The 23,668-nt window shown below is 34.6% G+C and carries 34 protein-coding genes; 15 read left to right on the top strand and 19 right to left on the bottom strand.

From position 1 onward, the window contains the following. Positions 1 to 7 precede the first annotated feature (7 nt). Both spt4 and K5782_RS07125 read right to left on the bottom strand, forming a co-directional pair. A complete protein-coding gene (spt4, locus tag K5782_RS07130; protein WP_007551079.1) occupies positions 8 to 196 on the bottom strand; it encodes a transcription elongation factor subunit Spt4 in 189 nt (62 codons plus the stop codon). Then, positions 197 to 895, bottom strand: a complete 699-nt coding sequence (locus K5782_RS07125; RefSeq protein ID WP_255458199.1) for a DNA-directed RNA polymerase — start codon at positions 893 to 895, stop codon at positions 197 to 199. Between the two features lie 41 nt (positions 896 to 936). Here K5782_RS07125 and K5782_RS07120 point away from each other — a divergent pair, with 41 nt between their 5' ends. The 4 genes from K5782_RS07120 to K5782_RS07105 all read left to right on the top strand — a co-directional run bounded on the left by K5782_RS07120 (position 937) and on the right by K5782_RS07105 (position 5,152). Then, positions 937 to 2,040: an Mrp/NBP35 family ATP-binding protein gene (locus K5782_RS07120; RefSeq protein ID WP_297465296.1), complete on the top strand. Its 1,104-nt coding sequence runs from the start codon at positions 937 to 939 to the stop codon at positions 2,038 to 2,040. A gap of 9 nt (positions 2,041 to 2,049) precedes the next feature. After that, the gene (locus K5782_RS07115) at positions 2,050 to 2,547 is read left to right on the top strand and encodes a GTP-dependent dephospho-CoA kinase family protein (protein WP_297465294.1); all 498 of its coding nucleotides are present in this window, start codon (positions 2,050 to 2,052) and stop codon (positions 2,545 to 2,547) included. A gap of 150 nt (positions 2,548 to 2,697) precedes the next feature. Next, positions 2,698 to 3,060 (top strand): hypothetical protein, encoded by a 363-nt coding sequence (locus K5782_RS07110; protein WP_297465292.1) that lies wholly within the window; start codon positions 2,698 to 2,700, stop codon positions 3,058 to 3,060. A 52-nt stretch (positions 3,061 to 3,112) separates the two neighbouring features. Then, positions 3,113 to 5,152, top strand: coding sequence for a sodium-translocating pyrophosphatase (locus K5782_RS07105; protein ID WP_297465289.1), 2,040 nt, complete (start codon positions 3,113 to 3,115; stop codon positions 5,150 to 5,152). Here the strand turns inward: K5782_RS07105 and K5782_RS07100 are convergent. Together K5782_RS07100 and K5782_RS07095 are read right to left on the bottom strand one after the other, a co-directional pair. After that, positions 5,149 to 5,328, bottom strand: a complete 180-nt coding sequence (locus tag K5782_RS07100) for a hypothetical protein (protein WP_007551071.1) — start codon at positions 5,326 to 5,328, stop codon at positions 5,149 to 5,151. The two genes, K5782_RS07105 and K5782_RS07100, sit on opposite strands and share 4 nt — an antisense overlap. 65 nt (positions 5,329 to 5,393) lie before the next feature. Continuing rightward, positions 5,394 to 5,651: a DUF2024 family protein gene (locus K5782_RS07095; protein WP_007551070.1), complete on the bottom strand. Its 258-nt coding sequence runs from the start codon at positions 5,649 to 5,651 to the stop codon at positions 5,394 to 5,396. Between the two features lie 137 nt (positions 5,652 to 5,788). Here K5782_RS07095 and K5782_RS07090 point away from each other — a divergent pair, with 137 nt between their 5' ends. Together K5782_RS07090 and K5782_RS07085 are read left to right on the top strand one after the other, a co-directional pair. After that, the gene (locus K5782_RS07090) at positions 5,789 to 6,259 is read left to right on the top strand and encodes a DNA starvation/stationary phase protection protein (protein WP_179365220.1); all 471 of its coding nucleotides are present in this window, start codon (positions 5,789 to 5,791) and stop codon (positions 6,257 to 6,259) included. A gap of 146 nt (positions 6,260 to 6,405) precedes the next feature. Beyond that, positions 6,406 to 6,837, top strand: a complete 432-nt coding sequence (locus tag K5782_RS07085) for an AAA family ATPase (protein WP_297465284.1) — start codon at positions 6,406 to 6,408, stop codon at positions 6,835 to 6,837. Positions 6,838 to 6,994: 157 nt separating this feature from the next. Here the strand turns inward: K5782_RS07085 and K5782_RS07080 are convergent, their stop codons facing one another. Together K5782_RS07080 and K5782_RS07075 are read right to left on the bottom strand one after the other, a co-directional pair. Then, a complete protein-coding gene (locus K5782_RS07080) occupies positions 6,995 to 7,396 on the bottom strand; it encodes a M67 family metallopeptidase (RefSeq protein WP_297465283.1) in 402 nt (133 codons plus the stop codon). 2 nt (positions 7,397 to 7,398) lie between these two features. Then, positions 7,399 to 8,490: a plastocyanin/azurin family copper-binding protein gene (locus K5782_RS07075; protein WP_297465281.1), complete on the bottom strand. Its 1,092-nt coding sequence runs from the start codon at positions 8,488 to 8,490 to the stop codon at positions 7,399 to 7,401. Between the two features lie 73 nt (positions 8,491 to 8,563). Here K5782_RS07075 and K5782_RS07070 point away from each other — a divergent pair, with 73 nt between their 5' ends. Continuing rightward, the gene (locus tag K5782_RS07070; protein ID WP_297465279.1) at positions 8,564 to 9,472 is read left to right on the top strand and encodes a heme o synthase; all 909 of its coding nucleotides are present in this window, start codon (positions 8,564 to 8,566) and stop codon (positions 9,470 to 9,472) included. A gap of 7 nt (positions 9,473 to 9,479) precedes the next feature. Here the strand turns inward: K5782_RS07070 and K5782_RS07065 are convergent, their stop codons facing one another. The 5 genes from K5782_RS07065 to K5782_RS07045 are packed head-to-tail and all read right to left on the bottom strand — an operon-like array spanning position 9,480 to position 13,609. Continuing rightward, a complete protein-coding gene (locus K5782_RS07065; protein WP_297465277.1) occupies positions 9,480 to 9,776 on the bottom strand; it encodes a hypothetical protein in 297 nt (98 codons plus the stop codon). A 2-nt stretch (positions 9,777 to 9,778) separates the two neighbouring features. After that, positions 9,779 to 11,947: a CDC48 family AAA ATPase gene (locus K5782_RS07060; RefSeq protein WP_297465275.1), complete on the bottom strand. Its 2,169-nt coding sequence runs from the start codon at positions 11,945 to 11,947 to the stop codon at positions 9,779 to 9,781. 8 nt (positions 11,948 to 11,955) lie between these two features. Beyond that, positions 11,956 to 12,237: an elongation factor 1-beta gene (locus tag K5782_RS07055; protein ID WP_007551058.1), complete on the bottom strand. Its 282-nt coding sequence runs from the start codon at positions 12,235 to 12,237 to the stop codon at positions 11,956 to 11,958. Between the two features lie 4 nt (positions 12,238 to 12,241). After that, positions 12,242 to 12,421 carry a zinc finger domain-containing protein gene (locus tag K5782_RS07050; RefSeq protein ID WP_255458197.1) on the bottom strand — a complete coding sequence of 60 codons (180 nt, stop codon included), beginning with the start codon at positions 12,419 to 12,421 and terminating at the stop codon, positions 12,242 to 12,244. Between the two features lie 51 nt (positions 12,422 to 12,472). Next, the gene (locus K5782_RS07045; RefSeq protein ID WP_366069511.1) at positions 12,473 to 13,609 is read right to left on the bottom strand and encodes an NAD(P)/FAD-dependent oxidoreductase; all 1,137 of its coding nucleotides are present in this window, start codon (positions 13,607 to 13,609) and stop codon (positions 12,473 to 12,475) included. A gap of 66 nt (positions 13,610 to 13,675) precedes the next feature. Between K5782_RS07045 and pth2 the strand changes: the two genes are divergently transcribed. From pth2 to K5782_RS07025, 4 genes are read left to right on the top strand one after another with little or no spacing between them, the layout of a single operon-like run. Then, on the top strand, positions 13,676 to 14,029 hold the full coding sequence (pth2, locus tag K5782_RS07040) for a peptidyl-tRNA hydrolase Pth2 (RefSeq protein WP_297465269.1): 354 nt from the start codon (positions 13,676 to 13,678) through the stop codon (positions 14,027 to 14,029). 51 nt (positions 14,030 to 14,080) lie between these two features. Continuing rightward, complete coding sequence (locus K5782_RS07035; protein ID WP_366069509.1) at positions 14,081 to 15,649, top strand: lyase; 1,569 nt, start codon at positions 14,081 to 14,083, stop codon at positions 15,647 to 15,649. Then, positions 15,646 to 16,842 (top strand): tRNA pseudouridine(13) synthase TruD, encoded by a 1,197-nt coding sequence (gene truD / locus K5782_RS07030; protein WP_297465266.1) that lies wholly within the window; start codon positions 15,646 to 15,648, stop codon positions 16,840 to 16,842. Before K5782_RS07035 ends, truD begins: the two co-directional genes overlap by 4 nt. Before the next feature lie 58 nt (positions 16,843 to 16,900). Beyond that, the gene (locus K5782_RS07025) at positions 16,901 to 17,131 is read left to right on the top strand and encodes an Lrp/AsnC ligand binding domain-containing protein (RefSeq protein ID WP_297465263.1); all 231 of its coding nucleotides are present in this window, start codon (positions 16,901 to 16,903) and stop codon (positions 17,129 to 17,131) included. Here the strand turns inward: K5782_RS07025 and K5782_RS07020 are convergent. Beyond that, positions 17,121 to 17,327: a hypothetical protein gene (locus K5782_RS07020; protein ID WP_297465261.1), complete on the bottom strand. Its 207-nt coding sequence runs from the start codon at positions 17,325 to 17,327 to the stop codon at positions 17,121 to 17,123. The two genes, K5782_RS07025 and K5782_RS07020, sit on opposite strands and share 11 nt — an antisense overlap. Before the next feature lie 104 nt (positions 17,328 to 17,431). On the opposite strand from K5782_RS07020, the gene K5782_RS07015 reads away from it, so the two are divergent. Further along, complete coding sequence (locus tag K5782_RS07015; protein ID WP_297465259.1) at positions 17,432 to 18,121, top strand: hypothetical protein; 690 nt, start codon at positions 17,432 to 17,434, stop codon at positions 18,119 to 18,121. 13 nt (positions 18,122 to 18,134) lie between these two features. Here K5782_RS07015 and K5782_RS07010 read toward each other — a convergent pair whose 3' ends face one another. Together K5782_RS07010 and K5782_RS07005 are read right to left on the bottom strand one after the other, a co-directional pair. After that, positions 18,135 to 18,347, bottom strand: a complete 213-nt coding sequence (locus K5782_RS07010; RefSeq protein WP_297465257.1) for a hypothetical protein — start codon at positions 18,345 to 18,347, stop codon at positions 18,135 to 18,137. A gap of 84 nt (positions 18,348 to 18,431) precedes the next feature. Then, entirely contained in the window at positions 18,432 to 18,680 is a 249-nt protein-coding gene (locus K5782_RS07005; RefSeq protein WP_297465255.1) for a hypothetical protein, read from the bottom strand. 119 nt (positions 18,681 to 18,799) lie between these two features. On the opposite strand from K5782_RS07005, the gene K5782_RS07000 reads away from it, so the two are divergent. Continuing rightward, positions 18,800 to 19,282 (top strand): hypothetical protein, encoded by a 483-nt coding sequence (locus K5782_RS07000; RefSeq protein ID WP_297465253.1) that lies wholly within the window; start codon positions 18,800 to 18,802, stop codon positions 19,280 to 19,282. Here K5782_RS07000 and K5782_RS06995 read toward each other — a convergent pair. The 3 genes from K5782_RS06995 to K5782_RS06985 all read right to left on the bottom strand — a co-directional run bounded on the left by K5782_RS06995 (position 19,272) and on the right by K5782_RS06985 (position 20,370). Next, positions 19,272 to 19,505, bottom strand: a complete 234-nt coding sequence (locus tag K5782_RS06995) for a hypothetical protein (RefSeq protein WP_007551045.1) — start codon at positions 19,503 to 19,505, stop codon at positions 19,272 to 19,274. The genes K5782_RS07000 and K5782_RS06995 overlap by 11 nt on opposite strands. Positions 19,506 to 19,718: 213 nt before the next feature. Beyond that, positions 19,719 to 19,916 carry a YwbE family protein gene (locus K5782_RS06990; protein WP_297465250.1) on the bottom strand — a complete coding sequence of 66 codons (198 nt, stop codon included), beginning with the start codon at positions 19,914 to 19,916 and terminating at the stop codon, positions 19,719 to 19,721. Between the two features lie 82 nt (positions 19,917 to 19,998). Further along, positions 19,999 to 20,370 carry a CxxC-x17-CxxC domain-containing protein gene (locus K5782_RS06985; protein WP_007551043.1) on the bottom strand — a complete coding sequence of 124 codons (372 nt, stop codon included), beginning with the start codon at positions 20,368 to 20,370 and terminating at the stop codon, positions 19,999 to 20,001. Between the two features lie 145 nt (positions 20,371 to 20,515). Here K5782_RS06985 and K5782_RS06980 point away from each other — a divergent pair, with 145 nt between their 5' ends. Further along, positions 20,516 to 21,013, top strand: a complete 498-nt coding sequence (locus K5782_RS06980) for an ATP-binding protein (RefSeq protein ID WP_297465248.1) — start codon at positions 20,516 to 20,518, stop codon at positions 21,011 to 21,013. A 72-nt stretch (positions 21,014 to 21,085) separates the two neighbouring features. Here K5782_RS06980 and K5782_RS06975 read toward each other — a convergent pair whose 3' ends face one another. Together K5782_RS06975 and K5782_RS06970 are read right to left on the bottom strand one after the other, a co-directional pair. Beyond that, the gene (locus tag K5782_RS06975; RefSeq protein ID WP_297465246.1) at positions 21,086 to 21,274 is read right to left on the bottom strand and encodes a hypothetical protein; all 189 of its coding nucleotides are present in this window, start codon (positions 21,272 to 21,274) and stop codon (positions 21,086 to 21,088) included. Positions 21,275 to 21,552: 278 nt separating this feature from the next. Beyond that, positions 21,553 to 22,584 carry an alcohol dehydrogenase catalytic domain-containing protein gene (locus K5782_RS06970; protein ID WP_297465244.1) on the bottom strand — a complete coding sequence of 344 codons (1,032 nt, stop codon included), beginning with the start codon at positions 22,582 to 22,584 and terminating at the stop codon, positions 21,553 to 21,555. Positions 22,585 to 22,688: 104 nt separating this feature from the next. Here K5782_RS06970 and K5782_RS09730 point away from each other — a divergent pair, with 104 nt between their 5' ends. Then, complete coding sequence (locus K5782_RS09730; protein ID WP_366069503.1) at positions 22,689 to 23,654, top strand: nitroreductase family protein; 966 nt, start codon at positions 22,689 to 22,691, stop codon at positions 23,652 to 23,654. Positions 23,655 to 23,668: the final 14 nt, after the last annotated feature.

The raw sequence follows: 23,668 nt of genomic DNA, 5'->3' as shown, positions 1-23,668 counted from the left end.
AAAGATTTTACGTAACTTTGATTGCGTACTTGCCTTTTTGTTTAATTCCCAATGTCTTTGAAATTTGAGAATTTGTTGGGTCTACAACTAGTACTACTCCATTCCAGTCTGGTGTCAAATCCGATGATTTACATGCTGGACAAACTTTACCTGTAGTTACAAACTTGCATTTTCTACAAGCCATCTCTCGAGCCATTTAACTTGCCTCTACTTTAGCTTCTTTTGAATCACTAGAACCGCCAGATGATTTTTTAATCTCTTCTGCAATCCATGCATCTGCACCAAGGAATGGTTGTCTGCATGTAATTCCAATCTTTCCCATTGCAGCAGCTTTACCTAATGATACTGCAGTAATTCTTGCTCTAAGTGTGGAACCCACTTTTAATGTTCTACCACTTTGATTAGCTAAAATCATTCCAGACTTTACATCGCTCTTTAGATAGTCATCCATAACTTGTGACAAGTGTAGCAATGCATCAGTTGGACCAATTCTTACAAATGCTCCAAAGTCTGTAATGTCTACAATTTCTCCTTGAACAATTTCTTGGAGTTTTGGATAAAATGTCAATGCTTCAAATTCTACTCTGTGAAAAGTTCCACCGTCTCCAGCAATCATCTTTCCCATTTCGTCAACTTTGGCATCTAAAATCATAATGATGTAACCTAATTCTGCATTAATCATGCTCTCATACTTGTCTTTGAGAATGTTTGTTGCAGCCTTTTTGAGTGCGGTTCCAAACAAGCTTGGTGGAATCCTAACAACATCAACTAGGGTGGATATAGAAAACAACTGTGTGTTTTTGTTGAATTTGAATTTATGAATCTTTGGGTAATTTACGCTTTGTTTGAGTAAATTTTTATCAATTTTCCAAATAATCTGCGTTTTTTTACTCATCTAACCTATGTTTAAATAATGTAAAGCGACTTTTTGACCCAATGGTCGGAGTAGATCAAGTTCTCGAAAAACTTAGCACAGTAATTGATCCTGATTTGAAAAAAGACATTGTATCTATGGGAATGATCAAAGATCTTGAACTCAATGATAATAATCTAAAATTTACATTGGAGCTTACCACTCCTGCATGTCCATTTAATGTGGAGATTGAAGATGATGTAAGAAAAGCAATTGGCGAACTCAAAGAACTCAAAAATTTTGATATGAAAGTAACTGCAAAAGTAATGGAAGGCCGTTCCCTTGATGCAGATACTGGTATGGCAACTGTCAAAAATATTATCGGAGTTGCAAGTGGCAAAGGTGGCGTAGGAAAATCTACTGTCTCTTTGAATTTGGCTTTAGCTTTACAACAAACTGGAGCTAAAGTTGGTTTACTTGATGCTGATATCTATGGTCCAAGTATTCCTCTGATGCTTGGCATGAAGAGTGGTCACATGGAAGTAGAAGATAATAAACTACAACCAGCAAAGTATAATGGCCTTCAAGTAGTCTCTTTTGGATTTTTTGCAGAACAATCACACCAGGCAGCAATTTATCGAGGCCCAATCATTTCAGGAATCTTAAAACAATTTTTAGTTGACACTAATTGGTCTGATTTAGATTATCTAATTGTTGATCTTCCACCAGGTACTGGTGATATCCCACTAACACTTGCACAAACAATTCCAATTACCGGAATTTTGGTTGTAACAACTCCGCAAGATGTAGCAAGTAATGTTGCAGTAAAAGCAATCAGCATGTTTGAAAAATTAAACGTCCCAATTATTGGTGTTGTAGAAAACATGAGTCACTTTATCTGTCCAAGCTGCAACGATAAACACTATATCTTTGGTGATGGCGGTGCACAAAAAATCAGTGAACAATTTAAAATTCCATTCTTAGGTGAAATTCCATTAAACTCTGGAATAATGTCTGGTTCTGATTTAGGTAAACCAATAATGATTACTAGCCCTGATTCTCCAAGTGCACTTGCATTTAGAACCAGTGCAAAAAATATCGCAGCCCAATGTAGTATTCTTGCTGCAAAGATGCAAGACGAGATGAAGTCTGCAGAGGCACCTGAAGATACTCCAAAAACAAACTAAGCGATTTTTGTGAAATTACCTGATTCTCTTAGAGCCCAACTGAAAATTCCAATGGGAATTTTAATTCCTGAAAATCAAGTATCAAAATCAAACATTGAAAAACATCTCGGAAAAAATTCTTACATCATTACAGTTGGAGATAGAACAACTGAAAAGATGATCTCATTTGGTTTAATCCCTTCTTTACAAATTATTGATAATTATGAAAAACGAATAAAGCGAGAACCAACAATGTCTCCAATTGTATACACCGAACTTTCATGTAATAATCCTGCAGCTGAAATCACTTCAGTAAGTATTGATATCATCAAAAAAGCATTTACCTCAAAGACACCTGTAAGACTAACTGTTGTAGGTGAAGAGGACCTACTAGTAATTCCAGTATGTATTCATGCGCCTGAAAACTCTGTAGTGCTATACGGTCAGCCAAACGAAGGATTAGTCATAGTTAAGGTAACTCCAGAAATTAGAAATAAAACACAAAGATTACTTGATTCAATGGAATAAAGGGGTATGATGAGCCGGTGGCTGTATGATTTGTGATTACACTACAAAATATTCTGACCCTATTAATTCTCAACATCCAAAACATAATACACCAACTCTTGTACAAGAGTTGACATTTTAGAATAAACATCCATTTTATCAAAAATAACTGTGAAGTTAGATCCTGAACTAAAATTACAAATACTAGAAAAAGTTGGAGTTTACTCTAATCGTTTCTCAATACCAGAACCTAAAATCCTACTTACCACAAAAGAAGTACTTGAAATGCCAAAAGAGATGACTGAAGGTAGGAGAACTTCAGCTTACAAATACTATGGAGTTTCATATTTGCAACATAATCTTGTTTTTATCAATATTAGAAAAATCCCAGATGAAAAGACCTTAGAAAATACACTAGTTCACGAATTAATTCACATGAGATTTCCATATCTTGCACATGGTAAGAGATTCAACAAATTAGTTAGGCAAGGATTACGAGGAAAAACATTTTTGCCCTATCAAAAAAGAAAATAATCTATTTCCTAATTGATTTATATTTCCTAATCTCAGGCAAGCAAATTATAGTATGGATCTTCAACTGATTTTGCCTATCGCGGCAGGCATTGCTTCATTTATCGTTGCTCTAGGTATAGTTGCATGGATCTCAAAGCAACCTTCAGGTACCAAAGAGATGATGGAGATTTCAAACGCCGTCAAAGTTGGTGCAGCTGCATTTTTGAGACGAGAGATGAAAATAATTATTCCAATAGCCATCGCATTATCAGTTATTATCGGTTTTTTTATCGGGTTTTCAAACGGGTTAGCATTTGCAGTAGGTGCAACACTTTCTGCAGTTGCAGGACTTATTTCATTAAAAATCACAGTTAAAGCAGCAGTTAGAGCTGCCCATCTAAGTAGCAGTGGACTAGGCAAGACATTTGCAATGGCTTTTAGAGGCGGTGCAACAGTTGGTCTGGCAGTTCCTGCAATGGCATTGTTGGCAATTACTGGACTTTACATGGTTTATCCTGACCCAATCACCATTGCTGGAGTTGGTATCGGTGCAAGTCTCATTGCATTATTTATCAGAATTGGCGGTGGCATCTTCACCAAGGCCGCAGACATGGGAGCAGACTTGGTAGGAAAAGTTGAAGCAAACATTCCTGAAGATGATCCTAGAAATCCTGCAACAATTGCTGACAACGTCGGTGATAATGTAGGTGACGCTGCAGGAATGGGTTCTGATGTTTACGAATCTTACATTGTTACAATACTTGCATCATTACTTATCGCAGCACTAATTGGTGCTCCTGAAATCTTCATGTACCCAATTCTAATCGGAGCATCTGGAATGATTGCATCAATTATTGGAATTGTTATTGTGCGTTCTGCAAATATTACTGATGTTATGAAACCTCTTAACTTGTCATTTTATGTCTCTGCAGCAATTGCAATTGGACTGAATTTTGTTTTCACTTACTACTTTATCGGACAAACTGCAATCGCATATGCATTATTTGCAACTACTGTGATTGGTGTCATACTAGTACCAGTCATTCAAAAGATTACAGACAGATATACCAATTACAAATACAAACCAGTTCAAGAGATTGTTGAATCTGCAAAATGGGGATACGCATCACTAACATTGATGGGAATTATCAAAGGAATGCAATCCACCGGACCATTTATGATTGCATTAATTATTGCAATTATAGTTTCATTTAGTATTGCTTCTAATGCTGCACCTGAAGGTGCCGACCCAATATTATATGGAATCTTTGGAACTTCATTAACTGCAATGGCTATGCTTAGTCTTGCAGGAATTGTACTTAGCATCGATGCATTTGGACCAATTGCAGATAATGCAGGTGGCATTGTTGAGATGACTGGAATGGGCGAAGAAAACAGAAAAGTCACTGATGAAATTGATGCTGTAGGAAACACAACAAAGGCGGTAACCAAAGGATTTGCTATTGCCAGTGCTGGATTGGCCGCGCTTGCAATGATACAGGCATTCCAATTTGAAGCAGCCCACATCTTTGAAGGAGTTTTAGCATTGAATTATGGATTAACAAATGTAACAGTTATTGTAGGATTGTTGGTTGGTGGATTAATTCCATTTATTATCACTGGACAACTAATCAATGGTGTATCTCGTGCTGCTGGAAAGATGGTAGATGAAGTTAGACGACAATTCAAATCAGACGCTGGAATTTTAGAAGGAACTTCAAAGCCTGATTATGCAAAATGTGTAGACATTGCAACTGCTGCATCCATTAAAGAACTTTGGAAACCTGCAGTAATTGCAATTATTTCACCAATTGTTTTAGGTATTTTGTTGGGCCCAACAGCTGTTGCCGGATTACTTATGGGTGCAGTAGTTACTGGAATTCCACTTGCATATCATTTGGCAAATACTGGTGGTGCATGGGATAATGCAAAGAAACTAGTAGAGATGCAAGGTGATAAAGGAACTGAAATCCACAAAGTAGCAGTAGTTGGTGATATCATTGGTGATCCTTACAAAGATACCGCAGGCCCTGCATTAAACACTGTAATTAAATTACTAAATACAATTGCAATCGTCTTTGTATCTGCATTTATTGCAATACTTGCACTCTAGTCTTCTATAACTAAAGTCATATCCAATTCATCAATCTGTGTCTGAATTGCTTTTTTCAAAATGTCGTTATGATTTTTGCAGAATTTAAAATAATCATCTGCAGTTAGAAAACATCCGCAAATCCATTTTGTTTTTTTATCTCCTTCAACTGTCCACTTTGCATATTGTTCTGTCATACTTTACAAAAAATATCTTGCCTAAAAAATATAGATCAAAATAATTAAAAAAGGAAAAAAGATGTTTAAGGACAGCCTTCCATCTTTTGGATGAAATAACCTTTTTCCTTAATTGCCCGTTCTACAGGTTCTGGTGCACCTTGTGAATGACAAAATTGACATTCATTTGTAGTCATTTGGGCGTTTGGCTCACCTACTGATTTTAACCACTCTTTACCATATGCAATGGCTTTGTTGTGATCTTTTTCACCAGTAATTACATCAAAGTGCATGGTATGACCATCTTTGGCTTTGACATATGTGTCGTATACATGAATTTCCATGATTTTATTTGAAAGAAGGGATATTTAATTCAAAAACTCTGGGCATACTCGTTCTACAATTGTATAATGAAATAAAATTTGTAATCTTTCTGAAAGTCAAAACAACCCTTTTATTTTATGATTGATAAAAAATTATTATGGAAACTAACATCGGAATATCGTCTGAAAATTCTAAAAACATCTCTGACATTCTAAATCGTCTTGTATCTGACGAATACATCTTGTACACAAAGACAAGAAACTATCATTGGAATGTAATTGGAATGCAATTCAATGATCTACACAAATTCTTCGAGTCTCAATATGAGGAAATAGATCAAGTCATCGATGACGTTGCAGAGAGAAATAGAGCATTAGGTGGTAAAGCAAAGGCAACACTTGCAGAGTTTATTGGCAATAGTAGACTAAAAGAACAACCAGATACCTATCCTGAACCAAAAACAATGCTTAGAAATCTATTAGATGATCATGAATCTGTGATTCGTGCATTAAGACAAGACCTTGAGACATGTGCAAAACTTGGTGATGCAGGAACATCTGATTTCTTAACAGGCCTCATGGAAAAACATGAAAAGATGGCTTGGATGCTACGAGCATTTCTCGCATAATTTTTTTACTTTTTTATATTAGTATTTTTTTTATGAATAAAAAATGATATTTCAATACAGAAGAAAGTATTATTGTATATTCTGTTAATTCAGTTGTAATCCTGCTTAAAACAAAAATCTAATTTTAAATCTTTGATTAGTATGAGATGTATGTGTCAAAATTAGAATATGTTTTAATGATTGGAGTTGCGCTGAGTGGAAAGACCACTTACATTAAGGCAAATTTTGATCATGAACGTATAGCATTATCCTTTTTTGATAATAATAGAAAAAAGGAACTTGAATACATCGAAGAATGTCTAAAAGCAGGAAAAAATGTTGTAATTGATGACACCAATCTGACTACTTCCATACGAAAGCAACACATAGATCTTGCAAAAAAATACAATGCCAAAGTAAGAGGAATCTTGATGAATACATCAAGGGGGTTACTTGAAAAAAGACAAAAAAGTAGACATGACCCATTTCCACTAACTGTAATTTACAAACAACTCAAAGAACTTGAAACACCAGTAATTGATGAAGGCTTTGATGAATTAATTATTAAAAAAGACTATGAACAACCTAGAGGTACCTAAGTTTGAAACCAAAATTGATTTTTTTCAACATATTAAACTACTAGAAAAAATTACTCTACTATATGGCAACAAGTAAAACTCGTAAAACAAATGCTGAAGAGCTAAAAAAATTACAAAAAAATGAAAAAATACTAAAAAACGAGTTTCAGTTAGATAGTTAATTTACTTCAATTGCAACTTGAATTATTTCAGATTCTAGAAAATATGCTTTAAAGTCATTTGTTACTCCTGAATAAATCACCCATATTACGGGATTACTTTGCATGAATTTCTTATCTGTCTCTGATGGATATGCCTCTGAATTTGGATGAGAATGAAATATTCCTACAACCTGCATTTTTTTATCTTCTGCAGTTTTGTAGACTTTGAGTAATTCATCATTTGATATTGTAAAATTGACTGGTGATTCTTCGATATTTTGTGTAAGAAATATCTCTTTTACTGTAGATTGTTCGTCATTTGCAGCGCCAAATAAAACAGCACACGACTCATTTGGTCTTTCACTATCTGCATAATTTGCTAGTATATTTTTTTGAGATTCTGTAATTATTAATTTCAAATCTATTGTACTTCTACAGTACCAACCATCCAAGGATGTAACATGCAAAAGTAATCTATCTTTCCTGGAGAATTAAATGAGTGTTTAAATGAATCACCAGCTGCCATCATCTCTGAATCAAACTTTCCATCTGCTCCTGTCTCTGCACTACCTGAAGTTACTGTATGCATTGCACTATCTGCATTCTCCCAAACAACAGTTGTTCCAGATTCAATCTGAATTACTTGTGGATCATAATAGACCTGACCTTCACTAATTATTCCAGCCCCTTGTGGAATTACGACTTTGACATCCTCTTTTGGTTCTTCAATTATCAAAGTTGCAATCATCCAAGGATGTACTATGCACATGTATTCATATTCCCCAACATCAAGATTGTTTGTATCTAGTGAAAATTTCTCACCAGCATTTATCATATTTGAGTTAAATGTGTCTCCAAAGTCAGCAGAGCTAGTAACTGTGTGTACTACTGCATCCACATTAGTCCATTCAACAACATTACCTTTTGGAACATGTGCCACATCTGGATCATAATCTGGATTTCCTTGCACATCTGATTTTTCCAAAATTGTTATTGGATATATTGGAGCTGAAGATACTACTATCTCTTCTTTAATCTCTTCAATTATAGGCTCATTGATCATATATGTATCTGGACTAACTAGACCAAATGCAAACCACATGATAATTCCAGTAGCAGCTGCCATTCCAACTATGGCACCTACTGGTTTAGCATACTGTGGCATCTTCATTATTAGATATGATATAATTATTGATGGAAATGCAATGGCCATTAAGAGTCCTGCAAGTGTAATGGTGTAATTTGAAGAGTTCATTGTAAGTCCAAATGTTGCAAAAGATAACACAATTGATACGATTACTAGGGTAGTTGCTTTGGCCCTATTACTAGTAGAGACACCCCCATCTAAGATACCTGCTGCCAAAAAGATCAATCCAACAAACATAGTTAGACCAGTTAGAGCATGCATTCCATCTACAAAGGTGTGAGCTATTCCTGAATACGATATTGTCACACCTGCAACTCCAATAGCTGTCAATCCCATGCCTGGCATCATGAGGTCCCAATTACTCATTCAAGCTAGCTGTTAGGATTGTGATACTTATTCCTTTTGAAATACATCAGATCATTAAAGTCGAATAAATTAAATGGCTTCTGATTTGGATATAGTGAGATTGGGATTTAAGGAAATATTGGAAATATCCAAACCACGAATCGTTGTACTATTGGTAATTACAGCTGTTACATCGATGTATGCTGCAAATAAACTAATTCCGACTGAAAATCCAATTGAATTAATTCATTATTTGCATATTATTATTGCAGGAGCTTTGGCATCTGCTGGTTCAAGTGCCTTGAACCATTATTATGATAAAGACATTGATCCAAAAATGACCCGAACCAGCACTAGACCAATTCCCTCTGGTAGAATGGCAGCATCTCACGTATTACTTTATGGAGTTGTTGTAAGTTGTGTCTCTGTAATTTACGGATTTTTTGCATTAAATCCAGTATCTGCATTTTTTATTGCACTAGGAATTTTCTCTTACGTAATTATTTACACAGTGTGGCTTAAGCGATTAAACACATCAAATATAGTAATTGGTGGAATTGCTGGCAGCGCTGCAGCTTGGGCTGGTTGGTCTGCTGCAACAGGCAGTATGGATATCTTGGGATTCCTAGTTGGCTTTTTGGTATTTGTATGGACCCCATCACACTTTTGGTGTCTTGCAATGAAGATTAAAGATGAATATGCACAAGCAAACATTCCAATGTTGCCAGTAGTAATTGGAATGCAAAGAACATCAAAATACATTCTAGGAAATACATTGATCCTACTTCCATACTCGATGATTCTTCCTGCATTTGGTATGGGAATTGTTTACACTGCAATCGCTGCAGTCTCTGGTGGTTTGATGTTGGCATATCATTACAAACTAACAAAGACTCCTACATCTGAATTTGCATGGAAGGCATACAAAGTAACTGCTCCTTATCTTACAATAATTTTTGTTGCAGTTGCATTAGATGCAGCATTTCATTTCCCACTATTCTAAAAATTAATTATTTTTCAAAGCCAGGAAAGCTTGCTTCATAATCTTTTTCCATCATTTCCTGATTTTGCTCATCTACAATGTCTATCTCTTCTTTTATCACTACCACTTCTATTCTTCGTGCATCTTTTGTAATCCATGCAACTTTGATTAACCCTAAAATTTCCAAATCCAGCAATAGTTTATTGAATTTGTCTTCAGAGATAATCATCCCGTCTTTGGTCAAAGCTTTGTACAACTCTACATCTGTAAGAGAATTTACTTCTTTGATCTTTTCAAATACTTTGTTTCTTAGTGGTATTGCCATTTTTATCCGTAAAATGATTTATCTCCTACTTTAGGTACGACATTAGATATACTTTCTCTTACCGTCTTGTACCATTGATCCACTTCTTTAGTGATTGATGGTTTAATCTGCTTCATACCTTTAGCAAAGTCAGAGTTTGTAATTTTTGCATTATTGCTTCTCATTGCTTGAACTGCTGATTCTCTGCAAAGTGCAGCTAAATCAGCTCCTGTATAATTTTGAGTGGCAACTGCAATCTCTTCTAACTTTACATCACTTGCAAGTGGCATTTTCTTTGTCAAAATCTTGATAATTTCCAATCTGCCTTTATCGTCTGGTGGTGGAACATAAAGTACAATATCTAATCTTCCCGTTCTAAGTAACGAGTTATCTAAAACGTCTGGTCTATTTGTAATTCCAATTACAGCTACCCGTGATGATGTACCTTCTTCAATCTCAGTTAACAACTGACTAAGAACCGTTTCGCCTACTCCACCTTCTCCAGATTTGATTCGTGCAAGTGAATCTAGTTCATCAAAAATTACAACACATGGCGATGATGTTTTTGCTTTTCTGAAAATTTCTCTTACAGCTTTTTCTGATTCACCTATCCATTTTGAAAGAATCTCTGGACCTTTGACTAGTATCATATTGGCTCCGGTCTCAGTAGCTAATGCCCTTGCAATCAACGTCTTACCACAACCAGGAGGACCATAAATTAGCGCACCTTTTGGTGGTTTTATCCCCATCTTTGTAAATTTAGTTGGCTCTTTCATAGCTACAATAAGATTATCTGTTAATGATTTTTTGATCTCATCTAATCCTCCAACATCATGCCACCATACTTTTGGTCTTTCAACGTAAAACTCTCTCATTGCTGTAGGAATTACATCATGCATTGCATCGTAAAAGTCGCTTAATTTTATTTGCATTGATTCTAAAACCTCTGATGAGATTTTCTCAGTCTCTAAATCAATTTCAGGGAGATAACGTCGAATTGATTTTAGTGCAGCTTCTCTGCAAAGTGACTTGATATCTGCCCCAGTATATCCATGTAATTCTGCAGCCAAGTCTTTAAGGTCAACATCTGCTGCAACTGGCATTCCTCTTGTGTGAATTATGAGAATCTCTAATCTACCATCATCATTTGGAACTGATATCTCAAACTCTCTGTCAAATCTTCCAGGTCTTCTAAGTGCAGGATCAATACTTTCTGGTCTGTTGGTTGCTCCAAGAACAATTACATTTCCTCTGTCATTGAGACCATCCATCAATGCCAATAACTGGGCTACTACTCTTTTTTCTACATCTCCGTATGCTTCTTCTCTTTTTGGAGCAATCGCATCAATTTCATCAATAAAAATAATACTTGGGGAATTATCTTTAGCTTCTTTGAAGATGTCTCTAAGCTTTGCTTCTGTTTCTCCGTAATACTTGTTCATAATTTCTGGACCATTAATTGAAAACATGTTTGCCTCTGATTCACTTGCAAGAACTTTTGCAATCAATGTCTTACCACAACCTGGAGGACCATACAACAAAACTCCACTGTGCGGCTCTACTCCTAATCTTACAAATAACTCTGGATGCTTTAATGGAAGCTCAACAATTTCTCTCATTGCTTTAATTTCATGACCTAATCCTCCAACTTCTTCATAAGTTACTCTTGATTTCCTATCTCCTGAAGCTTCGGCAGATATTGTGAGGGTAGTTGATCTGTCAATCTTTACAATGTGTTTTGGAGATGTCTTGCTAATCTTAAAGTCCATCGAGTTTCCTAAAATCATAACTGAAATTTCATCCCCATGTGTAATTGGCAATCCTTTCAATCTATTTTTTACAAAATCTGTAAACTCTTTATCGACTGTAACTGAATCATTAACTGGAATCAACACTACTGATTTTGCAATCTTTGATGTTGCCTTTCTAATTTTTACAATATCATTTAATGATGCTCCCACATTCTTCCTTGTCTGTCCATCAATTCTGATAATATCTGGAGATTTTTCATCTTCATCTACTGGCCAAACAACGGCACAGCTGGTTCTTGACCCCATAACTTCAATGATATCTCCTGGTGTGACTTTGAGCTGGTCCATTGCTTCTGGTCCGACTCTGGCGCGCTTTTTACCAACATCTCTCTGTTTAGCTTCACCAACTCTCATCTGCAAAGGTTCATCTTTGCGTACCAAAAAATCACCTATTTCATGTCCACAGACATTCTACTCATGTTGAGTACTTCGAATTCACTTACTCCCTCAACTGATTTAACAGCATCTTCTAGTGAATCCATTTGACCTTCTTTGTCTTCTAAAACAAATTCTGCTTTGAGAAATTCTAATCCAAATGCTAATGGCTCTTTTGCATGTCTTTTCATTTGTATTCCTTCTTTTAGAACTCCTTTAATTGAATCTGATAATTTATCTAAATCAACATCCATTCCAGTTGGAAGAATTTTTGTAACTAGTAGTAACTGAGTCAATTTTCTAAGGTCCCTGAGAATGACACAAATCACAAGTATATGATTTTGCGGATTCTCTGCAACTTTCGCATCTCCAAATTAATTTCTCACCGCAATTTGGGCAATTGAATTTTACACATTTATCATTAGGCATAATATGTCTGTGACAACAACTACATGCTGGTAACGAAATAGTAGATGACATGCCACAATTTTCTGTAAACATCATTTATACCTTGCTTAGAAATTACGCATTCTAACTTAGGAGTTTTTTAAATTCTCCACCGATTATGACCTGAGCAGTTTTGAGTGATCCTTTGATCCCAAGTAATTTTACAATTGATCCAGTATGAAAATCAAAATCATCTTTTTCAGAAATCTCCTTTATTATTTCAGGTGATATAGATTCAAATAATTTATTGATTGTATTGTTATCTAATCTTTCTAAAATCTTTCTTGCAAACAATTGCTTTTCAAATTCTTTTCCAAATTTCTCGGTCCATCTTTTTTGATATTCTTCTAAATCTGATCTTTCCTTTGATTCTAAATATTTTGAAATTGCTTGTCCTGCATACATTCCACCCATACCACTAGAGTAAATTCCCCCAGCTGTCGTTGGCTTTGCTTGTCCTGCTGCATCTCCTATTGTTACTGTTTTTCCATTTACGAATTCTTCAATTGGACCTTTAATCCAAATTGGGGCATAAATTTTCCTTACTGTTGAGTAATTTCCCTTTGTCTGCAGAAATTTTTCTATTGTCTCTGCAACATTGATTCCTTTTCCTGCAACTCCTATCTTTCCTTTACCTTCATCAGAAGGTATTACCCATGCAAAAAATCCTGGATATCTTTCTTGATCTAAAAATACTTCTACTCTTCCTTTCTTTATCCAATCCGCATAAATTTCGTATTGTGCCGAAGATAAAATTCCTGTTCTATCTTTATGAATTAAAGATGATACTCCTCTTGCATCAACAAAGATTGTGCATTCAATTTCTCCTTCGTTAGTTCTTATTCCTTTATCTGTTATTTCTTGAAAACTATTTCTTACTTTGATTACTGCTCCATTTTTCTGTGCTTGATGTGCTAGTTGTTTGTCTAACTCTCTTCTACTAATTTCTGCAACTTTTTGCTTCTTTGAGTTTATAGAAAAACTATTGCCATTTGGTGCATGAATCTCAGCTGAATCTATCAAATGATCAAAAGTCTTTCTAAATGGAATTATCCCAAGTTCTTCAAGACCCGCGGTGCTTACTAATCCACCACAGTGTTCTGGTGTGCCGATTTCATAATCTTCTTCAATTACAAGAACGCTGTGATTATTTCTTGCCACTTCTCTTGCACAAATCAATCCAGCAACACTTCCACCAGCAATTATTACGTCATAATACACAATTCTCATTTTATTGTCAATTATTTAACTCAAAAGTTTTTCATTAAGTATGATTTTGATATCTTTATGGGCGATATCAAGCAAGTAATTGTAATTAGAACTGATCTTGAAATGGGAAAAGGAAAGATTGCTGCACAAGTAGGTCATGCTTGTGTTTTAGGTGCTGAACATGTAAGAAAATCTCATCCTGAATGGTTCAGTAAATGGTGGGGAGGCCAAGAAAAAGTTGTACTCAAAGTTTCAGGAATTAAGGAATTGCAAGAAGTAAAAAAACACGCTATTGATCTGGACCTTCCCTGGTCTGAAGTCACTGATGCTGGTCATACTCAAATCGCTCCAGGAACTATCACCTGTATTTCAATTGGTCCTGCTCCTGAGAATTTAATTGATAAAATTACTGGCGATTTGAAATTACTTTAGTAGATCTTTTCTTGCAATAAGATATAACTTGGGTTAATTATTTTTTAATTTGTGAAGAAAAAAGGCCTCATTGTCGCTATATTTTTTGGAACAATCATGCTGACGTCACTATCTGCAGGAGTGCTTCTAAATAACCAGCCAATGATCCAAGATGAAGAGATAACCAAAACTGGAACTCCAGCCGATAATTTTCCTGACTCTCAACGTGCACAATTTTGTGGATCTTCACCTGCACAATCTACCAAATTTATCAAAGAATATTCTATTCCAACTGTTTGTACTAATCCTTTAGCAATAGTTACAGATTATAACGGAAACGTGTGGTTTGCAGAAACAAATACTGGCAAACTAGGAAAATTTGATCCTATCTCTGAATCTTTTACTGAATTTGAAAATCCCCTTTGGCCCCAAAATGGTCGTTCAATGATCTGGGGAATGGATTATTCTCCTGACGGTTCTGTATGGTTTACAGATGAATCTTATGACTCTATATGGAAATTTACTACAGATGATCAAAAATATCAACGAATTGATTTTCCATCTGATGGTGACTCTCTGCCACAAAAATTAAAGATACTTGGCTCACAAGTAGTGGTAAATGATTTTAATGGAAACAAACTCACTTTCTTAGACCCTACTTTATCTGATGCAGAGTTAAGTTATCTCAATATTCCATCTCCTGTAGATGGTTCTGTAACTGGTGATTTTGCAATCGATGAAGACAACAATGTCTGGTATACAAATTGGATCTTCCAACAAGGTGGAGTACTTGTAAGATTTGATCAAGATGCATATCGTACTTCCATAGCAACTGCTAATACAAATTCACTTCCAGCTCTTGATTTCATTCAAGTATTCCAATTACCAACTGATTTACTTACTCCAAACGGATTAACAGTTTCTGATGGTCTGATTTGGATTGCTGACACCTCAAACTCTGCAATCTTTACTTTTAATCCAGACACAAACCAATTCATCTCTTACCCAACATCTGATCCTAAAGTATCCACTTATGGTAATTCCACTGGCGTCATTAAATCTCCAATATCTAGACCATATTGGATTGAAAGTAATTCTGTTGGTCAGTTAGTGTTTAACGAACAAACTGCAAACAGTATTGCAGTATTAGATCCAAAAACTGATTCTCTTGTAGAGTACCTTGTTCCATCAAAAAATCCAGCCTGGGGAGACTGTGATCTTAATTTTAACTGTGGTTTAGCTCAAGTCTTTGACTTTTCCATATACAAAGATAAAATCTGGTTTACCGAATGGGTGGAAAATAAAATTGGAGTAGTTGACACTTCTGTACCTTTGCCATTTGATGTAACTCTTGACACTCAAAATATCTCGCTACTCCCTGGAGAATCAAAAAATATCTCTCTGACAGTCACACCCCAGAGTACCGTTGATGAGAATGTATACTTGATACTCTCTGATTATGTAACATTTTTAGATGCTACAAGTGATTCTCATTCTTTCCAGCTAAGTATTCCAAAAACTGCAGATGTAAAAATCTCTGCATCTGATGAAGCAGCTCCTGGAACATACAAAGTATTGGTAGGTGCTCAAATTGAAGATGTTTCAATTAGTAAATTTGTTACAGTGACAATATTACCGTGATACCAAAAATAGATTCTCAAATAGGAATCTTAGTTTATAGTACAAAATTTAATGGAATTGGCGGACGAATTAAAGATGAATCTGAGCACTTTAAAGTAGATGAAGTACTCTCTCCAAAATCACTTAAATCAATTATCCAACAAGATGGTTATGCTGTATACAAACTAAAAAAGAAAAAAATAGATACCAACCATGCATTATCTGATATTTTTAAAAAAACAGGAATTAGATTAAAATCACTTGGATTAAAGGATGCATCTGCAGTTACTGAACAATTTGTTTGCTCTGATAGCAAAAGTAAATCAATTGATAATTATTCTTCCGAAAAATATTCTCTTGAAAAAATTGGCCATGTAAAAAAACCTCTATCAAAAAAAGATATGATTGGTAATCATTTTAGCATTAAAATTTCAAACTGTGTTGGAAATTTATCTGACTTTGCAGAATATGATAAAATTCTAAATTTTTACGGTTACCAACGATTTGGCTCTAAAAGAGCCGTAACTCATCTTATTGGCAAGGCCCTTTTACAGCGAAATTTCAAAAAAGCAGTCGATTTACTCCTATCTTTTACCTCTACTTATGACTCTAAAGAAAATACCGAGATAAGAGAAAAACTTGCAGACCCTTCAAATTACAAAAAATACTTGGATCAAGTTCCTCCACAAATGGATGTTGAAAGAATCGTGCTCCAAGAAATGATTGAACATGATGATCCACAAAAAGCAATACATGCAGTACCATTACCTTTACGAAGATTTTACGTCCAAGCTTACCAATCTTTTCTTTTTAATCATACATTAAGTGCCGCATTTACTGATGGTGAAAATCTCTTTGCTGCTAAAGAGGGTGATGTTTGTTATGATTCTCATGGAATTATTGGAAAATATGTTAAAGGACTAGATCAGTTTCTTGCTTTGCCTTTTGTCGGTTATTCGTATTACAAAAAAACTCGCTTTGATTTTCAGATATCTAAAATTCTTCAGACTGAAGAAATCACTCCCAAAGATTTTTTCATCAAAGAGATGCAAGAAATTAGCAGTGAAGGGGGATTTAGACAAGCTGCAATTCAATGTACAGATCATTTCTCAAAAGATACTACAGTAGAGTTTACTTTATCTCGAGGTTCATTTGCTACTATAGTTCTTCGTGAAATTATGAAACCTGAAGATCCACTAGGATCTGGATTTTGAGATCGTAGAATCTTTTCTAAGATGTCTTTAAGTTGTAGTGTTTTTCATTGCAATTGAAATGGAAAAAGCATACATGCTGATCAGCTGTGAAATTGGCGAAGAACATTCAATCTATTTAAAACTAAAAGAGATTCCAGAAATTAAAGACTGTACTATCACATTTGGAAATTATGATATTGTAGTTTCATTAGAGACTGAAACCATAACCCAACTAAATAATATCATTTCAACAAAAATTCGTAAAGTAGGAAAAATTCGTAGCACTATAACTCTTCGAGTTACCGTTTAGATTTTCTAATAAATCTCAAACTAATTCCAATTGCCATGATTATGGTTCCTATCATCGCAATCTGAATTCCATAGTTGACCCACTCTGGGTTTGAATACATAAACGATGATTCTGGGCCCACTATTGATTGGCCTTGAAGATGAAAAATTACGCCCATAATTGTTATCCCAGCACCTACCAAAGTAATCAATTTCATTGAATTTGTTAGGCTGAAGTCTGTAAAAAGGGTAAAGAGAATTGATACTTTGACCAAATGATTTTTCGACTTGAACTTTAATGATTTCGTTCTGATTCTTAAAAATGTACAATTGGGAATACGACCAGACAGCATCTGGTGACCGCAAATATCTTAATTTGATCTTGTTTGTAGTATCTGCTTCCTTTGCCGTACTTTTGTTTCTAGTATTTTATCCTCAAATTGAAGCAATTAACCAAGAATCTCCAATTTTGATTAATCTGATGTTTCTGCCAGCAGCTGCAATTGGATTTCTTTATGGTGTGAGAATTACTGAGCGAGCCGTAAAACCAAGTGAGATACGCAGTCCCCTCAAAAGGTCCATTGCTAAAACATTCTTGTTCTTCTTTGTTATCGGAAGCATGTTCAGTGCAGTAAACTTTGCATTAAACGGAGGCAGTACAATGCCTGAATCTGATATATTAAAAGATGGCCTACTTCCATGGTTAAACGAATACGTAACTGCAAACGGCGGTGCAACTTTTCTAATTCTTACTAGCATTGCATTGATGGCAGGTGCCACAAAGAGAATTGTTGGAATGAGTGACGGTATACTCAATAAACTTGTAACATGCGTTGGAACATTTGTTTTCTTTACCATGTTAATTCTAAGTTTTACAAAATCTGATCATACATCTTCGGCTGTATTTTTGTATACATTTTACCATGCAGGAATCGTTGGTGGTGCATTTTATGCAATGAATAAGCTAACTAAAAATCTAAACACCATGGAAGATTTTGCAAATGGCTACTAAGTTATTTTCTAAATTATTGTAATTTTTTAATTTCTTTTTTTATATCTTCAATTGATTTCCATAAAATTTTACTGTCCTCATACAAACGATTTGCCATCTCTGTGTTTTTACTTTTTCTGGCATTTTCATATAACTTACATTTTTGTTTATGATGTTCAATTAACGTATCTAACTTCTCTTGCAATTGTATGATTTCTGAACTTTTAGGAAACTCGTAACCATTCATGGATTAATTTAGTGAAATCAACCTAATATGCTTTAATAATAAATTATCTTGACATAAATCAAATTTTCTATTTTGGTCTTGAACTTATTTACCCAGATCTACATAAATTCCAGATACTTCGTTGTTAATTCTATCCCAATATTTCTCACAGTCTTTTGATTTAAAATCAATTGCTTTACATTCTTCAAAATGAGCCGTATTTCCCCTTTGAATATTGTCTCCAAAAAGCACATCTGCACCTATTGCCAGTGCAATAAGGGCAATTGCTGTAAGACTTGCTGCTACCAAAATCATGCTATAACCTACTTGAGCATGATTGTGAGGTTCTTTCATTCAACAAAAATCTTATTCTCTTGAATTTATTCTTTTCAAGAAGTTAATTACGATCAAATCTTGGCACTATTTTTATCATACTAGCAAAAAACAAAAGTCAGTAATTTGATCTATATTCATTGAGCATTCAAATTCTCCAATACGAATTTCTCGGTCCAATCAAACTTTCAGAATGGGGACCTCCAATGGAAAAAGTTGTCTATTTGATACTGTCTAGACAAAAGGACTCTTTTAAGATAATTTATGCCGATGATTGCGAGCAGACCTCAGATGAGAAGTTTTTCACCAATCACCCTAGTTTCAAATGCTGGAATAATTTAGCCTTAGAAAAATCATTACATCTGGCCATATTGCCAATGTTTGAATCAGGAAATGAAGAACGAAAAAGAATAACTGATCTTATCATTACAAGATACCGTCCTATATGCAATGAGGAGATAAAAGAGGTAAAGCCTGATTATAAGATACGTCAAAAATCAGATACTCAAAAAATATCCTGTCCTTGTTGCGGTTCTGAAATGAAAGTTGATCAAGTATTAGAAAAATCAACCATTATTCGTTGTACTGAATGTGGAATTAGTGATACTAGACTTAACTCTTGATCTTATTTTGTAATTTGAAAATTTCTAATGTAAGCAAGTCCATTGCTTTTTTCAAATGTTCAAATTCATTAATTGAGTGAATCTGTCCTTCTACTAGCGCTCTTAACACCTTAACTGATCCTTTTTGAAATTCATCAGATGCAACAATTTCCATTGCGTTTAGTTTGGATAATAAATTATCTAACTCTTGTTTCATCTCTTCAGCAGGTGCATGTTTTTTCATAAAATGTTTTAGTAGAATTTACTATATGAATTATTGTCACATCAAGTCTTCGTCTATCTCTTGAATAGGGTCTAGATACTGCTTGCAGGTACAACTGGGAATGTTGCATTTACCTGCCCTCATCAATGATTTACTTTCATTTGATGATACGTGGGCTTCATTAGTATGATGGCATCTTTTGCAGTTCATATGAAAAATTCTATCATCTGTTATTTAAGCCACTAAACTTTGAACGCGTCCTATTTTTCCATTATCTAATTCCACTTTAATCCCATGAGGGTGGAATTTACTTGATGTAAGAATTCTTTTTACCATCCCTTCAGTCAAATTTCCATTTCTTTGATCTTGTTTTTGAACAATCTTTACTTTAATTCCAATTTTTATTTTATCTCTGGTTGGTATTTCATTCAATGATATTTGGCAGAAATGAAAGATTCTAAATCTTTGGTTAGATAAAATATTCGGAGTTTTGAGTTTTACTCAAAACAATTTACTAGTTTTGTCTGTGATTTTGGAAACATTCTCTGCAATATACAGGTCTGTCGTCTTTTGGTTTGAATGGTATTTGACATTCATTGCCACAGTCACCACAGGTTGCAGTAAACATTTCTCTTGGTCTATCATCTCTACTGAATCTGGAGCCTCTATCACTTGATCCTCTGCCATAACTTGATCTACCGCCATAACTTGATCTTCCGCCAAATCTAGAACCGCCGGAGCGTTCTTGAGGTTTATGCTTTTGGAAACATTCTCTGCAATATACAGGTCTGTCGTCTTTTGGTTTGAATGGTATTTGACATTCATTGCCACAGTCACCACAGGTTGCAGTAAACATTTCTCTTGGGCCATCTCTATCGAAGGGCATATCTTTCTGAAGCTCCTTGAAATCGAGTCGTAATTAAACTATTGTAAAGCCCTTTGAATCAAAATATGCCTAAATTCTACTCTGATTTTGCCTCTTTTGGCATGTTTGGTTATACCCAAATAATTGTCAAAATCCATCTATCTCCATGAAGGGAATATTTATGATTGGCGTATCTGGCTCTGGCAAAACTACATGGGTTAATTCTCATAAGGAATACGTCGCCTGCTCCACTGATTTTGTTATTGAAGAATTAGCTGATATCATGGGAATTTCATATACTCAAGCATTTGATTATATACAAAATAAAAAAAAATTTGATTACATTACATCAAAATTTTTTGAAAAGATACATGATTGCATTTTAAATGATAAAGACTTTGTAATTGATAGAACTCATCTAAAACGCCACATTCGAATCTCTCTGATTAATGAATTAAAGTCATTTGCATTAGAACATGGAAAAAACTTGGAATTAAGTGCAGTTAGTTTTGAATTACCAAAAAATGTAATATTTGAACGACTAAAAAACAGAGAAAAAAAGAGCGGAAAATCTATACCAAAAGAGGTAATTCTAGAACAAATCAATTCATTTGATATTCCGACTTTAGATGAAGGATTTGTTGCAATAGAGCGAATCACATAATTCTATAGTTTTAAACTAAATCTTGTAAATTCATAAAAATCTTGTTTATTAAAAAATAAAAAATATTTTTGATTAATCAAGTTTTGCTTTGGCTTTTTTAATCTGTCTCATTTCTTCGGCAAGATGACTTTTGAGTAATCTCTCATGATCTTTTCTATGGGCACTGTATGCTTTGTTTATTGCCTGTCTTGTTTTTGCCTTTTTTAATGCACCAGTAAATTTTTTGTGGATTGTATTTACTTGTGTTGTGTAATTTGCCATGAATATTCTTGTCTCTAATAGTACATTAATGTTGATTTTGTCTAAAAATTTCTTTTATTTTTTTACAATAAACGATGTGGAATATTATTCTCCATAATAGGTTCCATCATCGTCATAATCTAACTCGCCTTCGATAAAATCATCTACGAGTTGAATTTTTGGTGTTTTTGTCATGATTATTAGTTGCTATGTGAAAGTATAACCGAATCACAATGATTTCTTGTAATCCTATAGTATATCAATAATCTATATAGGTATTTTTGAGCCTATTTTGTAGACTAGGGTATCAATACTGCTCTTGCTTGAATCTGAGACTCTTTTAGTTTCTTGAGAACCTCGTTTGCTTTTTCAAGAGGATAAGTCTCTGTAACTACAGTCAAATTATTTTCATCGCATATTTTGATTACTTGTTCCATATCTTTAGTTGAACCAATCACAGTTCCACGAATTGTTTTTTCTTCAAATGCAAAAAATGTAGGATTCTTTCCAACTGTTGCAATTACAATTAATCCACCCTTCTTTACTGATTTTATTGCAGCATCAGTTACCACATCTGCTGGTGCAAAGACAATTGCAGCATCTAACATCCCATGTTTATCTTTTAGCTCATCTAGAAATTCCTGTTTATCTGAAAATACCATGGCATCAATTGCTCCTAGTTTCTTTGCAACATCTAGATGATTTTTACTACGTGAAAATGCAATAACTTCGGATCCTTCTACTTTTGCAAACTGTACTGCCATATGGCCCACACCACCAATTCCAAATATTCCAATCTTTTTGTGAGACTTTGGTTCTGCAGCTTTTACTGCCTTGTAAGCTGTAATTCCTGCACAAAATAACGGGGCTGCATACTCTGCTTTCATTTTATCTGGAATCTTTGTTGCAAAGTCTTGTGATACTGTAATGTATTCTGAATATCCTCCTCTGAGCGATTCCCCTGTGATCTCTGAAGATTCACAAAGCTGTTCCTTGCCTTCTTTACAATATTGACATGTTTTACATGCTTCAAGTAGTGGAGTAATTCCAGCTCTGTCTCCTACTTTGAATTTAGTTACGTTACTGCCAATCTCAATAATTTTTCCTACCAATTCGTGACCTGGGACTGTTGGTAAAGTCGGTGGAATTCCAATATCTTTCCAATCTCCCTCTATTCCGTGCAGCTGAGAGTGACAAACTCCACAGGCCTCAATTTTTATTAAAATCTCGTCTGGTCTTTTGATTTCATGCCTATCTATTTCAGTTAATTTCAAAGGATTTGTCTCAATTGGTGCGCATTTAGATAATACCATGGCTCGCATTTTATTCATATTTAGCTGTTTTTTGCGTGAAATTTTAATATTTATTTTTCATTTGTCGTCAAAATGAAAAATTTCAGATTACTTTTTTATGTATGATTTTGATATCTGAATTAATGATTTTTTCTAAAGTGGAACCATCTTATTTTTCAAAGGATGGTTGCAGAATTATTTGGAGTGGTATAGATGAAGATGATGTCGATACAGTTGTATTAAACAAAGATGAGCTAGATCAGTTAGTTGAAATTCTAAAAAACAATAATGTAGGTAAAGTAGAACTGGAAGATAATTTTAGTGAAATTTTAATAAATTCTGATGTTGTTCAGTTTAGACTAAAAGACAGAGATCAGCTTGAAGCAAATGCGAGAGAATTTAGGGAAAAAATTTTAGAATATGCAAAAATTCCACATGATCCACTATACGTTCAAATCTTCCCCAAAGAATTCTATCCATCTGTATGGATTCAAAAAGACGATGATGTAAAGCCATCTGAAAAAAAATCTCAAAAACCAACATCTCTTCTTAATGCCATATTATCAAGTAAAACAAAAGGAGCTGAAGTATCTGAATCTGATATATTTAGGATCATTTCTACAAGACGTTCTACAAGAAAATTTTCTAAAACAAAGGTTGAAGACTGGAAGATTGAAAAGATTTTGGCAGCAGCTGATACTGCTCCATCTGCTGGAAACTTTCAGGGATTAGAAGTATTTTATGTGAAAAGTAAAAAAGCAAAAGAGGCACTTGTGGAGGCTGCAAATCGTCAACCATTTGTTAATGCTCCTCTGGTTTTGGTTTTTTGTATGAATCCTAGTAGAGTCAAGATGAATTTCTCGCCTGAAATGCTTGCAAAGTTTTCTCTGCAAGATGCTACTTTGGCTGCATCTTACTCTCAACTAGTAGCAACAGCTTTGGGATTAAGCTCTATCTGGATTGGAATGATTGATGAAGATAAAGTAAAACAAGTTCTTGGAACTGACTTGAGGCCTTCATCTATTCTTTGTATTGGATATCCAGATGTTCGCAAATCGCCAAAATCAAGACGTAAACTAAAAGATCTAATTCATGTTTTAGAGGATTGATTATTTTTCACATT

Origin of the sequence: Nitrosarchaeum sp., assembly GCF_025699065.1 — an archaeon.
Taxonomy (GTDB): domain Archaea; phylum Thermoproteota; class Nitrososphaeria; order Nitrososphaerales; family Nitrosopumilaceae; genus Nitrosarchaeum.
Note: the sequence above shows the minus strand (reverse complement) of the source record. Positions and strands in the feature narration are given on the sequence as shown.

Coding starts and splice junctions, on each gene's coding strand:
- K5782_RS06985 (WP_007551043.1), bottom strand. CDS start 20,370: ATGCCCTTCGATAGAGATGGCCCAAGAGAAATGTTTACTGCAACCTGT.
- K5782_RS09730 (WP_366069503.1), top strand. CDS start 22,689: ATGATTTTTTCTAAAGTGGAACCATCTTATTTTTCAAAGGATGGTTGC.
- K5782_RS07100 (WP_007551071.1), bottom strand. CDS start 5,328: ATGACAGAACAATATGCAAAGTGGACAGTTGAAGGAGATAAAAAAACA.
- spt4 (WP_007551079.1), bottom strand. CDS start 196: ATGGCTCGAGAGATGGCTTGTAGAAAATGCAAGTTTGTAACTACAGGT.
- K5782_RS06980 (WP_297465248.1), top strand. CDS start 20,516: ATGAAGGGAATATTTATGATTGGCGTATCTGGCTCTGGCAAAACTACA.
- K5782_RS07095 (WP_007551070.1), bottom strand. CDS start 5,651: ATGGAAATTCATGTATACGACACATATGTCAAAGCCAAAGATGGTCAT.
- K5782_RS07075 (WP_297465281.1), bottom strand. CDS start 8,490: ATGAGTAATTGGGACCTCATGATGCCAGGCATGGGATTGACAGCTATT.
- K5782_RS07070 (WP_297465279.1), top strand. CDS start 8,564: ATGGCTTCTGATTTGGATATAGTGAGATTGGGATTTAAGGAAATATTG.
- K5782_RS07020 (WP_297465261.1), bottom strand. CDS start 17,327: ATGAAATTGATTACTTTGGTAGGTGCTGGGATAACAATTATGGGCGTA.
- K5782_RS07050 (WP_255458197.1), bottom strand. CDS start 12,421: ATGTCATCTACTATTTCGTTACCAGCATGTAGTTGTTGTCACAGACAT.
- K5782_RS06970 (WP_297465244.1), bottom strand. CDS start 22,584: ATGAATAAAATGCGAGCCATGGTATTATCTAAATGCGCACCAATTGAG.
- K5782_RS07015 (WP_297465259.1), top strand. CDS start 17,432: ATGTACAATTGGGAATACGACCAGACAGCATCTGGTGACCGCAAATAT.
- K5782_RS07120 (WP_297465296.1), top strand. CDS start 937: ATGGTCGGAGTAGATCAAGTTCTCGAAAAACTTAGCACAGTAATTGAT.
- K5782_RS07085 (WP_297465284.1), top strand. CDS start 6,406: ATGTATGTGTCAAAATTAGAATATGTTTTAATGATTGGAGTTGCGCTG.
- K5782_RS07065 (WP_297465277.1), bottom strand. CDS start 9,776: ATGGCAATACCACTAAGAAACAAAGTATTTGAAAAGATCAAAGAAGTA.
- K5782_RS07125 (WP_255458199.1), bottom strand. CDS start 895: ATGAGTAAAAAAACGCAGATTATTTGGAAAATTGATAAAAATTTACTC.
- K5782_RS07090 (WP_179365220.1), top strand. CDS start 5,789: ATGGAAACTAACATCGGAATATCGTCTGAAAATTCTAAAAACATCTCT.
- K5782_RS06995 (WP_007551045.1), bottom strand. CDS start 19,505: ATGAAAAAACATGCACCTGCTGAAGAGATGAAACAAGAGTTAGATAAT.
- pth2 (WP_297465269.1), top strand. CDS start 13,676: ATGGGCGATATCAAGCAAGTAATTGTAATTAGAACTGATCTTGAAATG.
- K5782_RS06975 (WP_297465246.1), bottom strand. CDS start 21,274: ATGGCAAATTACACAACACAAGTAAATACAATCCACAAAAAATTTACT.
- K5782_RS07010 (WP_297465257.1), bottom strand. CDS start 18,347: ATGAATGGTTACGAGTTTCCTAAAAGTTCAGAAATCATACAATTGCAA.
- K5782_RS07105 (WP_297465289.1), top strand. CDS start 3,113: ATGGATCTTCAACTGATTTTGCCTATCGCGGCAGGCATTGCTTCATTT.
- K5782_RS07025 (WP_297465263.1), top strand. CDS start 16,901: ATGGAAAAAGCATACATGCTGATCAGCTGTGAAATTGGCGAAGAACAT.
- K5782_RS07005 (WP_297465255.1), bottom strand. CDS start 18,680: ATGAAAGAACCTCACAATCATGCTCAAGTAGGTTATAGCATGATTTTG.